This is a genomic window from Peribacillus deserti (assembly GCF_016909175.1).
GTDB lineage: Bacteria > Bacillota > Bacilli > Bacillales > DSM-1321 > Paraperibacillus > Paraperibacillus deserti.
Genome location: NZ_JAFBFI010000038.1, coordinates 1 through 13,716 on the forward strand (window position 1 = coordinate 1; position 13,716 = coordinate 13,716).

Sequence of the window (13,716 nt, forward strand, 5' to 3'; positions counted from 1 at the left end):
CGCCTTCAAAAGGCAAGAACGGCCTTTTGCTGCCGCTTTTCTTATGCCTTTCGGAAGTCTCCTCCGCTGCGCTTCGGACCGTTCTCCGCTTTTGGTATTATAACGTAAAAAAGCAGAGGATTGGAGTTCCTCTGCGGGATTCTGTTAATTTAGCACTCTTATTTTGATTTTTCTTACTCCCCATTTGTAGGCATCTGCAGTGGAGGGGAAGAAAACATCTATTTTGTGCCCTTTAATCGCTCCGCCTTTATCTGCTGCGATTGCGTATCCATATCCTTCAACATATACTTTTGACCCTAAAGGAATGATACGGGGATCAACAGCAATTACTTTACTATTAGGGTTGCTTCTTAAATTAATACCTGTAGATGTGAAACCAGAACATCCATTGCAATGTGCCGTATATGCTGTTGAATTTACATAAAATTCTTTGCCTGAGGATGCTCCGCCACTTTCTTGGCCCCGTGATGCTTGCGCCACTAGTATTTTCGTACCTACAGCTATTACTTTATTTTTCTTTTGCTTTATAGTCTTTTGGTTGATTAACTTCCGTTCAACTTCCTTTCCGTTTTCACGGACCACAGAAAATTGCCTTGATATTAAGCCCTTTTGTCCTTCTGTTATAATCTTTTTGGTTCCTTGTTTAAGGTTAGCGTCTTTTTTTGTAATAACAGCATAATTTACTGGTTCTTCCACTACATCGGTGACCTTTTCCACTCGTACAACTTTTACCATATTCCCTGGTTTAATTTGCTCATGCAATCCTGGTTCAACCCGGTCTAAATCATTGAGCTTAATCTTTTGTTGCTCTAAAAAGTCAGCGACCGTAGTCGAAGTTGACCAAACCTTACTTTTCTTCCCTGCTAAGTTGATGCCTACCGGGAAGGCTTTGTTAATCTCAAGGGTCATTCCATTTTTTATAGAAGTGTTCTGTGATGGGCTCACTTGGTCATGCGCGGTTACTTTCAATTTCTCCTGTTCCAGGAGCCTGCCTACTGTTTTTGCTGTTGTCCATACTTTTTTCTTTTCTTGATCCTGGATAATTTCAACCTGTTTTGCCGATTCGAGTACTACTTGCAAGTTTTCCTTTACCTTTGTATGAGGTTCAGGATGCACATAGTCCTCTGCATGAACAGTAATCTCCAAATCTTTTAATATATCATTGATGGTAGCCGCATGCGTTTTGACTACCTTTTGTTGACCATCTAATGTGATTGCTACAGTTTTCTTTGTAGTGTGATAAAGATAAATTCCCATAGAAGCTGCGAAAACTACAAGGCTCGTGACGGATATGGCCAATTTCTTGCTGATAAAAGATTTGGAAAACAGGTTTTTCATATTCCTTATCTCGATGAAAAACTCCTCCCTTCCTCTTCGGTGATTATATAGATTACTACAATCGACTGTCAAACTAGATTGCTTTTAGTTAAGAGTAGTTATTATTATGCATACTCTCTTGAAAAAAAGATAGTCTGACATATCGACATAGTCATCCTATGATAGGATGGAGACTTGTAGAACTTTTTAGAAAAAAGTTTTTTTGGGACAAGTCTCCGTATTACTCGACAGTATTTGATGTCAATTTATGCCGAAAATTTTTCTAGCATTAAGTGTTGTTGCTTCTGCTACTTCTTCTAAACTGATGCCCTTTATTTCAGCAATTTGCTCAGCTACTAGTTTTACATAAGCAGGTTCATTCCGCTTTCCACGATTGGGATGCGGGGCTAGGTATGGACAATCCGTTTCAATCAGAAGCTTATCCAGAGGGATTTCCTGGGCTACTTCTTTAGGTTTTTTTGCATTTTTAAAGGTAACTGGTCCGCCAAGGGATATGTAAAAATTCATATTTACGCATTCTTTTGCAGTCTCGGCGCTTCCGCTGAAACAGTGCATAATTCCCCCGACTTCCTCTGCATTTTCCTCTTTCAGAATCTCTACTATATCAGCTGTAGCATCCCGATTATGAATAATAATAGGCAGTTGCACCTTTTTCGCTAACCGGATCTGCTTTTTAAATACTTCCTTCTGTATTTCTTTTGGAGATTTGTCCCAATGATAATCCAATCCCATTTCTCCAAGTGCAACGACCCTTGGATGTGCCGCAAGCTCTTCAATCCATTTAAGGTCCTCTTCTGTCATATCTATGGCATCTACAGGGTGCCAGCCTACAGCTGCATAAATAAAGTCATAGGTTTCAGCAAGTTCCATTGCACGATTTATGGTAGGTCGGTCAAAGCCTACTACTACTATTTGAGAAACTCCTTCCGCTTTAGCCCTCTGGATTACTTCTGTCAGATCCTCGTTAAATTGCTCAGCATTCAAGTGGGCATGCGTATCAAATAACATTTGGCTATTCTTCCTTCCCTAGCATCTAGTTTATTAGAAAATCACTTTTTCATGTTTCACAATTATGTAACATTTTCATTACAATAGACCCATGGAGATTTTTCCTTTATTCTACATACTTTACTGTTTTTTGCAAAATAATTTGCTTTTTCTTATAGATGTATATATATATTACGAAAACAATTTATATTTTATGTTCTAATTAAAATAAAATAAATTAGTAGATATTAACCTAATTTAATTCACTATTTTTCAAGCCCTGATTCATAATAAAAAAACACAAGATTGTTTCACGTGAAACAACCCTGTGCTATATAAATATACTTTATTACTTAACTTTGGCTCCAATTTCGAGATTCTCGCCTACAGTGGCAAGTGACAATATTCCATCTTTTTCTCCTGCTAATATCATACCTTCTGACAATTCTCCACGTAATGTAACAGGCTTTAAGTTTGTTACACAAATTACTTTTTGGCCGACTAATTCTTCGGGATTATAGAATTTTGCAATTCCTGAAACTACCTGGCGTTTTTCATACCCCAAATCAAGCTGAAGCTTGAGAAGCTTATTCGCTTTTTTTACAGGTTCAGCATGAATCACTCTTGCTACCCGCAGTTCTACCTTCATAAAGTCGTCTATTGTAATCTCATCAGTTTCCGGAGCTGCTTCAGCAGGCTCATCCACCGGTGCCGCTTTAGGCTGACCGCCGCCCTGCATTTGATTTCTTATATACTCAACTTCTTCATTTAAATCTAATCTCGGGAAAATCGGCTCGCCTTTTACTACATGTGTTCCTTCAGGAATCAACCCAAAGCTCTCAAGACTATTCCATGACTGCAGCTCTTGATCCGTTACATTGAGCTGATTAAAGATCTTCTCTGGTGTTTTTGTCAGAAATGGCTGCAGTAATACCGCTGAACGTCTTAATGATTCCGCAAGATGAGCCATAACACTTCCCAGCTCAGGCCGCTTGCTTTCATCCTTTGCCAGAGCCCACGGTGCTGTTTCATCAATATACTTATTTGTTCGGCTTATAAGCTGCCAGACGGTGGACAATGCTACGGAAAACTCCATTTTCTCCATAGCATCTTCATACTTTTCAACTGTTGTTTTATTCATCTCAAGCAGCTGCTTATCAAATTCACCGTTGGATCCGCTATATACAGGAATAACACCATTGAAATATTTCTCAATCATTGCAACCGTACGATTTAGCAAATTACCGAGATCATTTGCTAAATCAAAATTAATTCTTTCTACAAATCCTTCTGGTGTAAATACTCCGTCAGAGCCAAATGGAACTTCTCTTAACAGATAGTATCTAAGAGCATCTAGGCCGTAGCGATCAATAAGTGTGACTGGATCCACCACGTTGCCCTTTGATTTAGACATTTTGCCATCTTTCATCAGAAGCCATCCATGTGCAAACACCTTCTTTGGAAGCGGCAGGTCAAGAGCCATTAGCATTATTGGCCAGTAAATGGTATGGAACCGGACAATCTCTTTTCCTACAAGGTGTACGTCTGCCGGCCAATAATTTAAATATTTGGAGTCATCCTCCGTTCCATATCCTAATGCCGTAATGTAGTTTGACAGGGCATCTATCCACACATATATAACATGCTTTGGATCTCCAGGAACTTTTACTCCCCAGTCAAAAGTAGTTCGAGAAACAGCTAAATCTTCTAATCCCGGTTTAATAAAATTGTTGATCATTTCGTTTTTTCGAGATTCAGGCTGAATGAACTCTGGATTTTCGTCATAATAAGCAAGCAGCCTGTCTACATACTTGCTCATTTTAAAGAAGTAAGATTCCTCTTTTACTTTTTCAACCGGCCTGCCACAGTCAGGGCAATTGCCGCCTTCAACCTGCCGCTCTGTAAAGAAAGATTCACATGGAGTACAATACAAGCCCTCATAATGGTCTAAATAGATATCACCCTGGTCTAGCAGCTGCTTGAAAATCTTTTCAACTACCTTCTTATGACGGTCTTCAGTTGTTCTAATAAAATCATCATATGAGATATCAAGCTTCTGCCAGAGATCTTTAATGCCTGAGACAATTTCGTCCACATATACCTGTGGCGTGACTCCCTTCTCTTCGGCTTTACGCTGTATTTTTTGGCCGTGTTCATCTGTTCCTGTCAGATACATAACGTCAAAGCCTCTCATTCTTTTATATCGGGCCATGGCGTCGCCAGCAACCGTAGTATAGGCATGCCCTATATGTAAATTCCCGCTTGGATAATATATAGGTGTTGTCAGATAAAAAGTATTTAACTTATCTCTCAATTTTTTTCCCTCCGATTAGTTTGTTTATCTCTATTATGACATGTTTTTATAAGGTTTTAACAGTAAATCGTTCAGAATGCCAGCAATACAGCCAATAGAAAAAAGGAGTCCTTCCCTCTTCTGGGCAGACCTGCTCGCTTTTTTTCTTATTAGGAATAATACTATTAGAAATTAAGTATTTAATAAGATGTTAATAGCCTTGCTATTAGGTTAGCTGCCCCATTCAGTTTGGCCACTTTCTTTCACAAAATATACATAAAGCCAGCAATCATGCAACTTCTAGTGGATCATTCTTCCAGAAAAGCCAATTTTATTTTTGTAATCTTTTTACTGGAAACATATTGGAAACAACTTCAAAATAGAGTAAAATATTATTATAGGAATAATAATTTTCAGGAATACTACTTTCATCCTTTTAAATTATTATTTTATTCTTTTTCAAATGTAATAGATTCGACAATACTCATCATTACATAGGAAATATTGTCGAATATTGTCGTATTAAGCAAGAGTTTATTCCTGTACATTCATTATACAATATCTAATCTAAGGTTAAACAAATTATTTGCCTTAAGTGAAAACTTATATATAATGGTAAATAACCCTTGATAACAAAGGGAATTTAAATTACCCATTAATTCCCTATAAAAGTAAACAGGAAATAAATTGACGTATTTGGGAATGTCTGGTACCATAAAAATGCAGTAGAAATTTGTCGAATGTTGACGAATACATATAGTATAAAAATAGAGAAAATCGAGTATTATTCTAGGGAGAAGGAGTTTTTAAATAATGAAATCTACAGGTATTGTCCGTAAAGTTGATGAATTAGGGCGGGTAGTTATTCCTATCGAGCTGCGCCGCACACTTGGAATTGCAGAAAAAGATGCACTTGAAATTTACGTGGATGATGAAAGAATCATTCTTAAAAAATACAAACCAAATATGACTTGCCATGTTACCGGAGAAGTTTCTGATCATAACTTATCTCTAGCTAACGGAAAACTTGTCCTAAGCCGCGAAGGCGCAGAACTTCTGCTTAAAGAAATTCAAGATAGCTTTGTAGCTGTAAAATAATAAACAAAAGGCTTCCCAAAAGGGAGCCTTTTTATTTATGGTTCAATATGATAAGCATTATAAACATCCCGTTTAGCGAGCTCTCTATCCTTGGAGGTCTCTTTGATAGCTTCTTTAGATGTCATATTTTTGTTATTTATATAAAACTCTACATGTTCATTAATAGATAGAGGCTCCCACCATTTTACCGTTTCTTCTTCTTGAATTTCACTGCCTTCAATAATAAGGCAGAATTCTCCCCGAATTTCAGTTGTGTTTGCCCATCTGACAGCTTCATCTATAGATCCCCGGATAAACTCTTCATACTTTTTTGTTAGTTCCCGGCATAAAACAATTTTACGGTTCCCTAGTATCTCTAATAGGCTTTGAAGTGTGTCCTTTAATCGATGCGGTGATTCATAGAGAATAAAGGTTGACGTTATTTTCTTTAACGTCTCTAGTTCTATCTTCTTTCCTTTAGATGACCGGCTTAAAAACCCATAAAAGTAAAATGGCTGAGTAGCAATTCCGGATGCAATTAGCGCTGTCAAGGCAGCGTTTGCTCCTGGAAGAGGTATGACAGTTACATGTTCTGCTAATGCCTCCTGTACCAGCTCATATCCGGGATCCGATATGGTTGGCATTCCTGCATCACTTACTAAGGCGATGACCTGGCCTGATTTTATTTTATCTAATAATTGTTTTCCGCTCGTCACTTTATTATGTTCATGATAGCTTATAACCGGTGTGTCGATCTCAAAATAATTACATAACTTTTTTGTGTTTCGTGTATCTTCTGCCGCTATGAGATCCGCTTCTTTCATAATGCGGATCGCTCTAAAACTCATATCTTCCAGGTTGCCTATTGGTGTAGGCACCAGATAAAGGGCACCCTCCGCCCCTTCTTTCTCAAAGCTTTTTTGCTGCCACATCGTATCCATTTCCTCCCTCCCGGATAAACCTTTCTTTATCCCTTCTGGTAAGCTGCTTAAATCTATATTCCATTTTTAAGGCTTCACTTTTTTCGCTGAACATTTGGCTGTAAATCAACTCTACCGGTCCTCTGCCACGGGTATATTTAGCACCCTTACCTTCATTGTGGGCTGTGATTCTTTTCTTTAATTTATTCGTATAACCCGCATAGTAGCTTCCATCTTTACATTCTACTACATAAAAATAATGGCTATTATTTATCTCCATATAATATCCTGCTTACCTCATCTGTATATTCATTATTCTTTTTATACACAAAAAGCGGAGGCAAAATTTTCAAATCCGGGTTTCCGTCCTTTATTCCTTCTACGAGAATGGTGTTCGCTTCCTTGCCTTCCTTAGGATATACGAACTGAAGGCGCTTTGGTTCCAGTCTATACTTCCTCATGAGACTGAGAATATCTAATAGTCTTCCGGGTCTATGCACAAATGCTGCCTTTCCGCCCTGTTTCAAAAGCTGGCTGCTAACACGTACAGCGTCTTCCAGGGTACATAAAATTTCATGCCTGGCTATGGCCAAATGTTCATTTTTATTTATTTCCTCTTCCGAAGGGGTGGGGAAGTATGGAGGATTACAGGTTACAACGTCATAACGCGAAAACCCAATTTCTTTTGGTATTTCTCTGATATCTCCATGAATCATTCCAAGCTGGTCTGTTAATGTGTTATATTCAAAACTTCTGACCGCCATATCATACAGCCGTTCCTGGATTTCTATTCCTGTAATCTGGCCCTTTGTCCTAGTACTAAGTAGCAGTGGAATTACACCATTACCCGAACACAAATCAACCAGGCTCCCTTTATGTATCGGAACACGGACAAATTTAGCTAAGAGGACAGCATCCAGGGAAAAGGAAAAAACAGAAGGGCTCTGGATGATTCTTAAATCCTCTGCGAGTAAATAGTCGAGCCGTTCATCCCCTTTTAGTAAAACCATGACATAATCCTCCTGCTTGCAGTTCTATTTAAGTAACTATTATTATGATCTCTGTAAAACACTTTAATGATTTGTATCTTTTGGGATTGAATATTCAATGCTCTTTCGTAAATTAATTAAGAAAAAAGCTGCGACATATCAATCACAAAGTTATTTTTCAACTAAAAAATAGGGTCTGACCCATTAAATTGCGGGAGCCAGACCCTGATACTATTTCTTATTTAAGAAGGACAGGCAAAAAAGGCAATCTCCTTCCTTGCGCAGACTTCCGAAATGCAGATTGCAGATATGAAAGCCTTCCTGATAAAGCCGGGCTAGATTATCGTATCCTTCACCAACATCATGTACCTTATTTTCTTTTGATCGCGCGGAAGATTTTTTCTTTGCTTGATTTTTTTCGGTTAATTCCTTCGATTTTGTGCTGTGGTCTAAGTGGCGGCGCAAATGGTCATTTTCTAGCTTCAGCGAATGGTTTTCTTCTAAAATCTCCGCTAAATGGAGTTTTAATTCACCAAGCTGTTTATATAGATGGCCTATTTGTGCTTCCATATTGCTCACAGAATCGAAAATTTCTTTTTTATCCACGCTCTCACCACCTTAATAATCTGTGGCTTGTATAGAAACGGCTCCTTCTTTTAGAATTTCATCTAAAGTATATTCTAATACTCTTTCTTGTTCGACTAATTCAATTTGAAGTACACGTTCTAGAATATTGAGCCCCACTACCTTGCCCGTACCATTTGGAGTTTGAATCATTTCCCCTAAATCTGGAAGCTGCTCTTTCGCTGATTCATACTCGTCGTTCTCATATTTCAAGCAGCACATTAATCGCCCGCAGAGACCGGAAATCTTTGTCGGGTTTAAACTCAGGTTTTGATCCTTAGCCATCTTAATAGATACCGGCTCAAAATCTCCCAAGAAAGTTGAACAGCAAAGCATTCTGCCGCAAGGTCCAATTCCGCCAAGCATCTTTGCCTCATCCCGGACACCAATCTGCCTAAGTTCAATTCTTGTTCTGAAGATGGAAGCCAGATCCTTCACAAGCTCACGAAAATCGACTCTTCCATCAGCAGTAAAGTAAAAAATAACCTTATTGCGGTCAAACGTATATTCGACATCAACCAGCTTCATATCTAATTGATGCTCTTCAACTTTATCACAGCAGGTTCTATATGCCTCCTGTGCAGCTGCTTTATTTTCGTCGACAATCATTCTGTCTTTCTGCTCAGCAATTCGAAGCACCTTTTTCAGCGGAAGAACCACATCTTTTTCTCCTACCTGCTTGCGCGCCGTAACGACCTTGCCAAATTCAACCCCGCGGACTGTTTCTACAATAACGAATTCGTCCTTAGGAATATCCAAATCACCAGGGTCAAAATAATATATTTTACCCGCTTTCTTAAAGCGGACACCTACTACATCAAACAAATGAGGATCCCTCCTGCAAATTTAACACCAGCTGTTCCATCAATAACTGGGTATTTGTATTGGACAACAATCTTTTTTTGGCATCTAGAATAACAGACATTTTTTCAGCCAGACGTTGAGAAGAAATCAGCAGTGCATCATGCTCCAGCACCTTCTCTAAGTGGTTAAAAACCAGCTGATTACGCTTGTCCAATTGAACATGCAGCAAATCTTTATATATCAGGAACAATAAGTCTAATCCTCTATCAATCTGTTCTTTCTCCTTGAAATGGGCGAACCATTCTTCCTGAAGATACAAAAGCGCTTTTAGTGGATTACTACGAAGCGTTTCATATAATTTTACCATTATTTTTTGGGCTTGTGCAAACCATTCCTGAGAATTCATCTGTAAGGCTTCTTCCAAATTCTGGGTAAGGTGAGAAATAACAGTGGCATTTGACGGTGATACACCATTCTGTAGTAAGGTTTCTTTAAAATATATTGGGGATAACGGCTTAAATGAGATAACCTGGCATCTTGATAGGATTGTAGGCAGTATTCTTTGTACCTGTTCAGTAACCAGAATAGCTGTGGTTTCCCGGTTAGGCTCTTCCAAAAATTTAAGCAGGCTGTTTGCTGCTTGATTTGTCATTTTATCAGCATGGAAGATGGCATATAGCTTCTTGCTGGATTCTACAGCTTTTTTAGAAAATTCCTCTTGAAGCGTCTGAATTTGTTCTTTTTTAATAGACAGTCCGTCCGGCTCAAGCACATGTACGTCTGGATGGTTTCCGCTTTGAATTCTTTTGCAGTTAACACAATGATCACAAGGCACAATGCCTTCTGTAATCTGTTCGCAAAATAAACTTTTAGCAAATAGCAGAGCCGCTTCTCTTTTACCTGTTCCCTTTCCGCCCTCGAAGAGATAGGCATGGGCAACACGGTTCTTTATCCGGCTGTTTTTAAGCATTCTGTAAACATCAGGCTGAATTTGCTCTAGTTCATTCCACTTACCAATCACAATCATCACTCGCTTATGTGTAGATATTAATAAGAAGTCCTTTAATTTCTCCTATTTTACCTAGAATATCAATCGAACTTTTTTCTTTATTCATTACTTCTTCTGTCAGCTCCACAAGCTTCTGGTCAACCGTTTCAACAGTTTTCAGAGAACGGCTTTGCCCATAGGCATTCCAGCTCTGAGATTGATTCAGCTCCATGCCAAAATCAACTGCTTCTCTTACAAACCTCTTAACAAGCGTCTTAAATTTTGCAAGATCTTTAAAATTTCTGGAACGGCTCAGCCGGTCTCCAGCTCCTTCAATCTCAGACAAAAGTTTATTTAAGGCAGCAAACTGCATTTTCTGGTCCTGCTTCTGGATAATATCGCTGAATTTTTTTGTTTCATTCAGATTCTGCCTTTGTTCTGGCTTTACTTTGTCCAGCTTAACATGAAGCTCCTGGTTAATTTTCATGATGACCCCTCCAAACCGACCCCATGATCATGGTAATCGATATAGGTTCGAATATATCTTTTTAAAATTGGCGGAAATGCTCAACAGGGAGAACAAACACCGTAGCTCCGCCCACTTCAACTTCTACAGGATATGGGACATATGAATCTGCATTGCCTCCCATTGGAGAGACTGGAGCTACCAGCTGTTCCCGGGACTGGCAGTTTTCTTTTATAATTTCAAGGGCTTTATCTACACGGATATCATCGGTTCCAATCATAAACGTGGTATTTCCAGATTTAAGGAATCCTCCAGTAGTTGCAAGCTTCGTCGCTCTAAAATTATGGTCGACCAATGCATTAAGCAACCGATTACTATCTTTATCCTGAATCACTGCAATAATTAATTTCATACTATTGATCTCCTTTTTAGTTAATTATAGCGTATTCCATGCTATTTTTTTCATATCATTTTGCGATTAAGAATATCTATCAGCTTTGTTTTTGTCTGCTCAAAAACAAGCGGTAATTCCTTTTCTGCATTTATGATATGAAACCTTCCCCGGTAACGGTTAATAAGTTCCATATAACCTTCTTTTACCTTATGATGAAATTCTAAATTCTCACTATCCAATCGATTTACTTCTCTGCCGCTATTGCTGCTTATTCTTTTTAACCCTACTTCAGGATCAATATCATAATAGAATGTAGCATCGGGCCATAGTCCCTCAATAGCAAATTCATTAATCGTACTGACTTCATTAATTCCGAGTCCTCTTGCATATCCCTGATAAGCAAGCGAGCTGTCAATAAAACGGTCACACAGAACAATACACCCTTTTTCTAAAGCTGGAATTACTTTTTCAACAAGGTGCTGCCTTCTCGCTGCCGCATACAGCAGGGCCTCGGTTCTCGGATCCATCTTAGTGTTTAAAGTACTTAAAATTACTTCCCGTATTTGTTCTGCAATAGGAATTCCACCTGGTTCTCTTGTAAGTAATACCTTAAACCCCTGTTCTTCAAGATATTCTCTTAGCATACCTAATACGGTTGTTTTGCCTGCACCTTCAGGCCCCTCAAAAGTTATAAACATTCCATGATTCATTAAAATAAAACCCTCCATATTCTTAAGCCGATTATCCTATGTTTACATTTCCTTAAATACAATGATTTTATTTTCTGGGAGGCTTTCTCCGCCATGAAATCGTGCACCTAAAGTTTGATAAGATCTTAATATTGAGATACGCTCTTCCGTAATACGTTCTCCTTGCAGAAAAAGGGGAATACCTGGAGGATAGGGGATAATGGACTCTGCTGCAATCATGCCGGCACTATCATTAATCAGAATCTCTTTAGTTTTAAGCAATTCCATCTGATTATAGGAAAGTTCAAGCTCAGCCGTATCAGAATTCCAAGAAGTATGTACAGAGGAAATTCTGTGTACACTCCTTATACCTTCTATTCCTTTTCTAATTCCTTTTAAAACTTTTTCATACTGTTCGTTCAAAAAGTCACCGCTTAAGGGTGCGATTAATAACACATTATAGGGATCAGCGAGTTCAGCAAAAATATTCTGTTTCTCCAGTGCCTCTTGAATGTAATATCCTGGAACCCCCTGTGTTGAACGGATCGTAATTTTTAAAGGATCTGCATATTCAGACTCCAGAACCCTTAAGCCAGAAATTCGGTTGATGTCCCTTTTAAAGCGATCAATGCAATCTAGCAGTTTTATAAGCTCTTCAGAAGTATAGAAGGCAGCAAAATATCTAGCCAAATCCAGTGATGCCATAATGGGATAAGAGGGACTGCTGGATTGGAACATCTGTAAGTAAAAGCGAAGCCTGCTCTTATCAATTATGTCACTATTAAAATGTAAATATGAACCCATGGTCATGGCTGGAAGCGTTTTATGCGCTGATTGAACAACAATATCTGCTCCAGCAGCAACCGCGCATAATGGAAATGGCCTGCCCAAAACAAAATGAGCACCATGTGCCTGGTCCACTAATACAGCTATTCCATGACGGCGGCAAATCTGAATAATCTTGTGGATATCTGTTCCTTCCCCATAATAATTCGGATAAGTCAGGATTACTGCTTTTGGATTCGGATATAGCTTAAGTGCTTCTTCTATGCCTTCTGAAGTAATTCCTCCTGCAACATTCAACGTTTCATTGAATTCCGGTGCAATAAAAACCGGCCTGGCATTAGCAAGTCTAAGCCCATGAAGAATCGATTTATGGCAATTTCTTTGTACCAGAACTCGATCTCCATCCCTACAGGCAGCTAAGATCATAGCTAAATTTCCAGAAGTAGTGCCATTCACGAGAAAATAGCTTTCCTGGGACCCATACAAACGGCTAAGCAGATCCTGTGCCTCACGTATGGGCCCTTCAGGAACATGTAAATCATCCAGCCCTGACAGCTCAGTGGCATCTATACGTAAAATAGATTGAAAAAAATCTTTTCCCTCTCCCGGAAAAACCGCCCCATATTTATGTCCAGGAACATGAAACGAAATAGGCTTCCTCCTATGATGCTCAAGCAAAGCATCCAGCAAAGGAAGTTTATGTTGATTAATCAAATTAATATCATCCTTTTTTATATGTACACCTATTTTAACAAAGTTTGCCCCTACTATAAATCAAACTTGCTTTCCGTACTCTAAGCTTTTGACAAAATCTCCAATAAAAAATCTCTGCCAATTTGAACCGACAGAGATTGCAGACCTTATTACGAATAAATTTCAGGCTTAGTAGCTTTTTTTAACTGCTTAATAATAAAAGTATATTTGGGATCCTTTGTATCGGTTGCTGTAATATCTCTCTCACACTCCGTACAAATAAAAGATGTATACAGGTGTATGCCTTTAAACCCTGGCTGCTCACAAACCACACAAATCTCTCCAACATTTTTTCTTGCCGCTGCCGATTCCACCATCTCCACCTCCATATCCCTATATTCTCCGAAAATGTCATTTTGTATACAATTTTTCGAATAGTTTCCTCCGGGATATTGGCCCATTTTGTTTATTGTATGATTCCATTTCCGTATCTGTGTATGTCTCAGGCTAGATTTACTTTATTAATTTTAATTTTTATATTTTAACCTTCGGTCTTAACAACAAAATACAAACACAAAAAAAGACCAGCTATAACAGCTGATCTTCGAGTTGCCTGGCAGCGTCCTACTCTCACAGGGGGAGATCCCCCAACTACCATCGGCGCTAAA

15 protein-coding genes are annotated in these 13,716 nt (G+C 38.7%); 1 reads left to right on the top strand and 14 read right to left on the bottom strand.

Annotated features, from left to right (window positions below; genetic code table 11):
* Positions 1-144: 144 nt before the first annotated feature.
* From JOC77_RS20485 to metG, 3 genes are all read right to left on the bottom strand, one after another.
* Positions 145-1,338 (bottom strand): G5 and 3D domain-containing protein, encoded by a 1,194-nt coding sequence (locus JOC77_RS20485; protein ID WP_204548278.1) that lies wholly within the window; start codon positions 1,336-1,338, stop codon positions 145-147.
* 240 nt (positions 1,339-1,578) lie between these two features.
* The gene (locus tag JOC77_RS20490) at positions 1,579-2,346 is read right to left on the bottom strand and encodes a TatD family hydrolase (RefSeq protein WP_204548281.1); all 768 of its coding nucleotides are present in this window, start codon (positions 2,344-2,346) and stop codon (positions 1,579-1,581) included.
* Between the two features lie 328 nt (positions 2,347-2,674).
* Positions 2,675-4,639 carry a methionine--tRNA ligase gene (metG, locus tag JOC77_RS20495; protein ID WP_204548283.1) on the bottom strand — a complete coding sequence of 655 codons (1,965 nt, stop codon included), beginning with the start codon at positions 4,637-4,639 and terminating at the stop codon, positions 2,675-2,677.
* A 792-nt stretch (positions 4,640-5,431) separates the two neighbouring features.
* On the opposite strand from metG, the gene JOC77_RS20500 reads away from it, so the two are divergent.
* A complete protein-coding gene (locus JOC77_RS20500; protein WP_204548286.1) occupies positions 5,432-5,716 on the top strand; it encodes an AbrB/MazE/SpoVT family DNA-binding domain-containing protein in 285 nt (94 codons plus the stop codon).
* 35 nt (positions 5,717-5,751) lie between these two features.
* Here the strand turns inward: JOC77_RS20500 and rsmI are convergent, their stop codons facing one another.
* The 11 genes from rsmI to JOC77_RS20555 form a co-directional block, all read right to left on the bottom strand.
* Complete coding sequence (rsmI, locus tag JOC77_RS20505; RefSeq protein WP_204548312.1) at positions 5,752-6,627, bottom strand: 16S rRNA (cytidine(1402)-2'-O)-methyltransferase; 876 nt, start codon at positions 6,625-6,627, stop codon at positions 5,752-5,754.
* Entirely contained in the window at positions 6,605-6,895 is a 291-nt protein-coding gene (locus tag JOC77_RS20510; protein ID WP_204548289.1) for a GIY-YIG nuclease family protein, read from the bottom strand. Before JOC77_RS20510 ends, rsmI begins: the two co-directional genes overlap by 23 nt.
* Complete coding sequence (locus JOC77_RS20515) at positions 6,882-7,625, bottom strand: tRNA1(Val) (adenine(37)-N6)-methyltransferase (RefSeq protein ID WP_204548292.1); 744 nt, start codon at positions 7,623-7,625, stop codon at positions 6,882-6,884. Before JOC77_RS20515 ends, JOC77_RS20510 begins: the two co-directional genes overlap by 14 nt.
* A 210-nt stretch (positions 7,626-7,835) precedes the next feature.
* Positions 7,836-8,210, bottom strand: a complete 375-nt coding sequence (yabA, locus tag JOC77_RS20520) for a DNA replication initiation control protein YabA (protein WP_204548295.1) — start codon at positions 8,208-8,210, stop codon at positions 7,836-7,838.
* Between the two features lie 12 nt (positions 8,211-8,222).
* A complete protein-coding gene (locus JOC77_RS20525; RefSeq protein WP_101645569.1) occupies positions 8,223-9,053 on the bottom strand; it encodes a PSP1 domain-containing protein in 831 nt (276 codons plus the stop codon).
* A complete protein-coding gene (gene holB, locus JOC77_RS20530) occupies positions 9,046-10,059 on the bottom strand; it encodes a DNA polymerase III subunit delta' (RefSeq protein WP_239558966.1) in 1,014 nt (337 codons plus the stop codon). Before holB ends, JOC77_RS20525 begins: the two co-directional genes overlap by 8 nt.
* 7 nt (positions 10,060-10,066) lie before the next feature.
* Complete coding sequence (locus JOC77_RS20535; RefSeq protein WP_204548301.1) at positions 10,067-10,507, bottom strand: YaaR family protein; 441 nt, start codon at positions 10,505-10,507, stop codon at positions 10,067-10,069.
* Positions 10,508-10,568: 61 nt separating this feature from the next.
* A complete protein-coding gene (locus JOC77_RS20540; protein ID WP_204548304.1) occupies positions 10,569-10,898 on the bottom strand; it encodes a cyclic-di-AMP receptor in 330 nt (109 codons plus the stop codon).
* Between the two features lie 50 nt (positions 10,899-10,948).
* Positions 10,949-11,590: a dTMP kinase gene (gene tmk / locus JOC77_RS20545; protein ID WP_204548307.1), complete on the bottom strand. Its 642-nt coding sequence runs from the start codon at positions 11,588-11,590 to the stop codon at positions 10,949-10,951.
* A gap of 42 nt (positions 11,591-11,632) precedes the next feature.
* Positions 11,633-13,066 (bottom strand): aminotransferase class I/II-fold pyridoxal phosphate-dependent enzyme, encoded by a 1,434-nt coding sequence (locus JOC77_RS20550; RefSeq protein WP_204548315.1) that lies wholly within the window; start codon positions 13,064-13,066, stop codon positions 11,633-11,635.
* Positions 13,067-13,218: 152 nt separating this feature from the next.
* Positions 13,219-13,425, bottom strand: a complete 207-nt coding sequence (locus JOC77_RS20555) for a sigma factor G inhibitor Gin (protein WP_239558969.1) — start codon at positions 13,423-13,425, stop codon at positions 13,219-13,221.
* Between the last annotated feature and the right edge of the window lie 291 nt (positions 13,426-13,716).

Coding starts and splice junctions, on each gene's coding strand:
- JOC77_RS20540 (WP_204548304.1), bottom strand. CDS start 10,898: ATGAAATTAATTATTGCAGTGATTCAGGATAAAGATAGTAATCGGTTG.
- tmk (WP_204548307.1), bottom strand. CDS start 11,590: ATGAATCATGGAATGTTTATAACTTTTGAGGGGCCTGAAGGTGCAGGC.
- JOC77_RS20510 (WP_204548289.1), bottom strand. CDS start 6,895: ATGGAGATAAATAATAGCCATTATTTTTATGTAGTAGAATGTAAAGAT.
- JOC77_RS20535 (WP_204548301.1), bottom strand. CDS start 10,507: ATGAAAATTAACCAGGAGCTTCATGTTAAGCTGGACAAAGTAAAGCCA.
- JOC77_RS20555 (WP_239558969.1), bottom strand. CDS start 13,425: ATGGTGGAATCGGCAGCGGCAAGAAAAAATGTTGGAGAGATTTGTGTG.
- JOC77_RS20485 (WP_204548278.1), bottom strand. CDS start 1,338: ATGAAAAACCTGTTTTCCAAATCTTTTATCAGCAAGAAATTGGCCATA.
- JOC77_RS20515 (WP_204548292.1), bottom strand. CDS start 7,625: ATGGTTTTACTAAAAGGGGATGAACGGCTCGACTATTTACTCGCAGAG.
- rsmI (WP_204548312.1), bottom strand. CDS start 6,627: ATGTGGCAGCAAAAAAGCTTTGAGAAAGAAGGGGCGGAGGGTGCCCTT.
- JOC77_RS20490 (WP_204548281.1), bottom strand. CDS start 2,346: ATGTTATTTGATACGCATGCCCACTTGAATGCTGAGCAATTTAACGAG.
- JOC77_RS20500 (WP_204548286.1), top strand. CDS start 5,432: ATGAAATCTACAGGTATTGTCCGTAAAGTTGATGAATTAGGGCGGGTA.
- holB (WP_239558966.1), bottom strand. CDS start 10,059: ATGATTGTGATTGGTAAGTGGAATGAACTAGAGCAAATTCAGCCTGAT.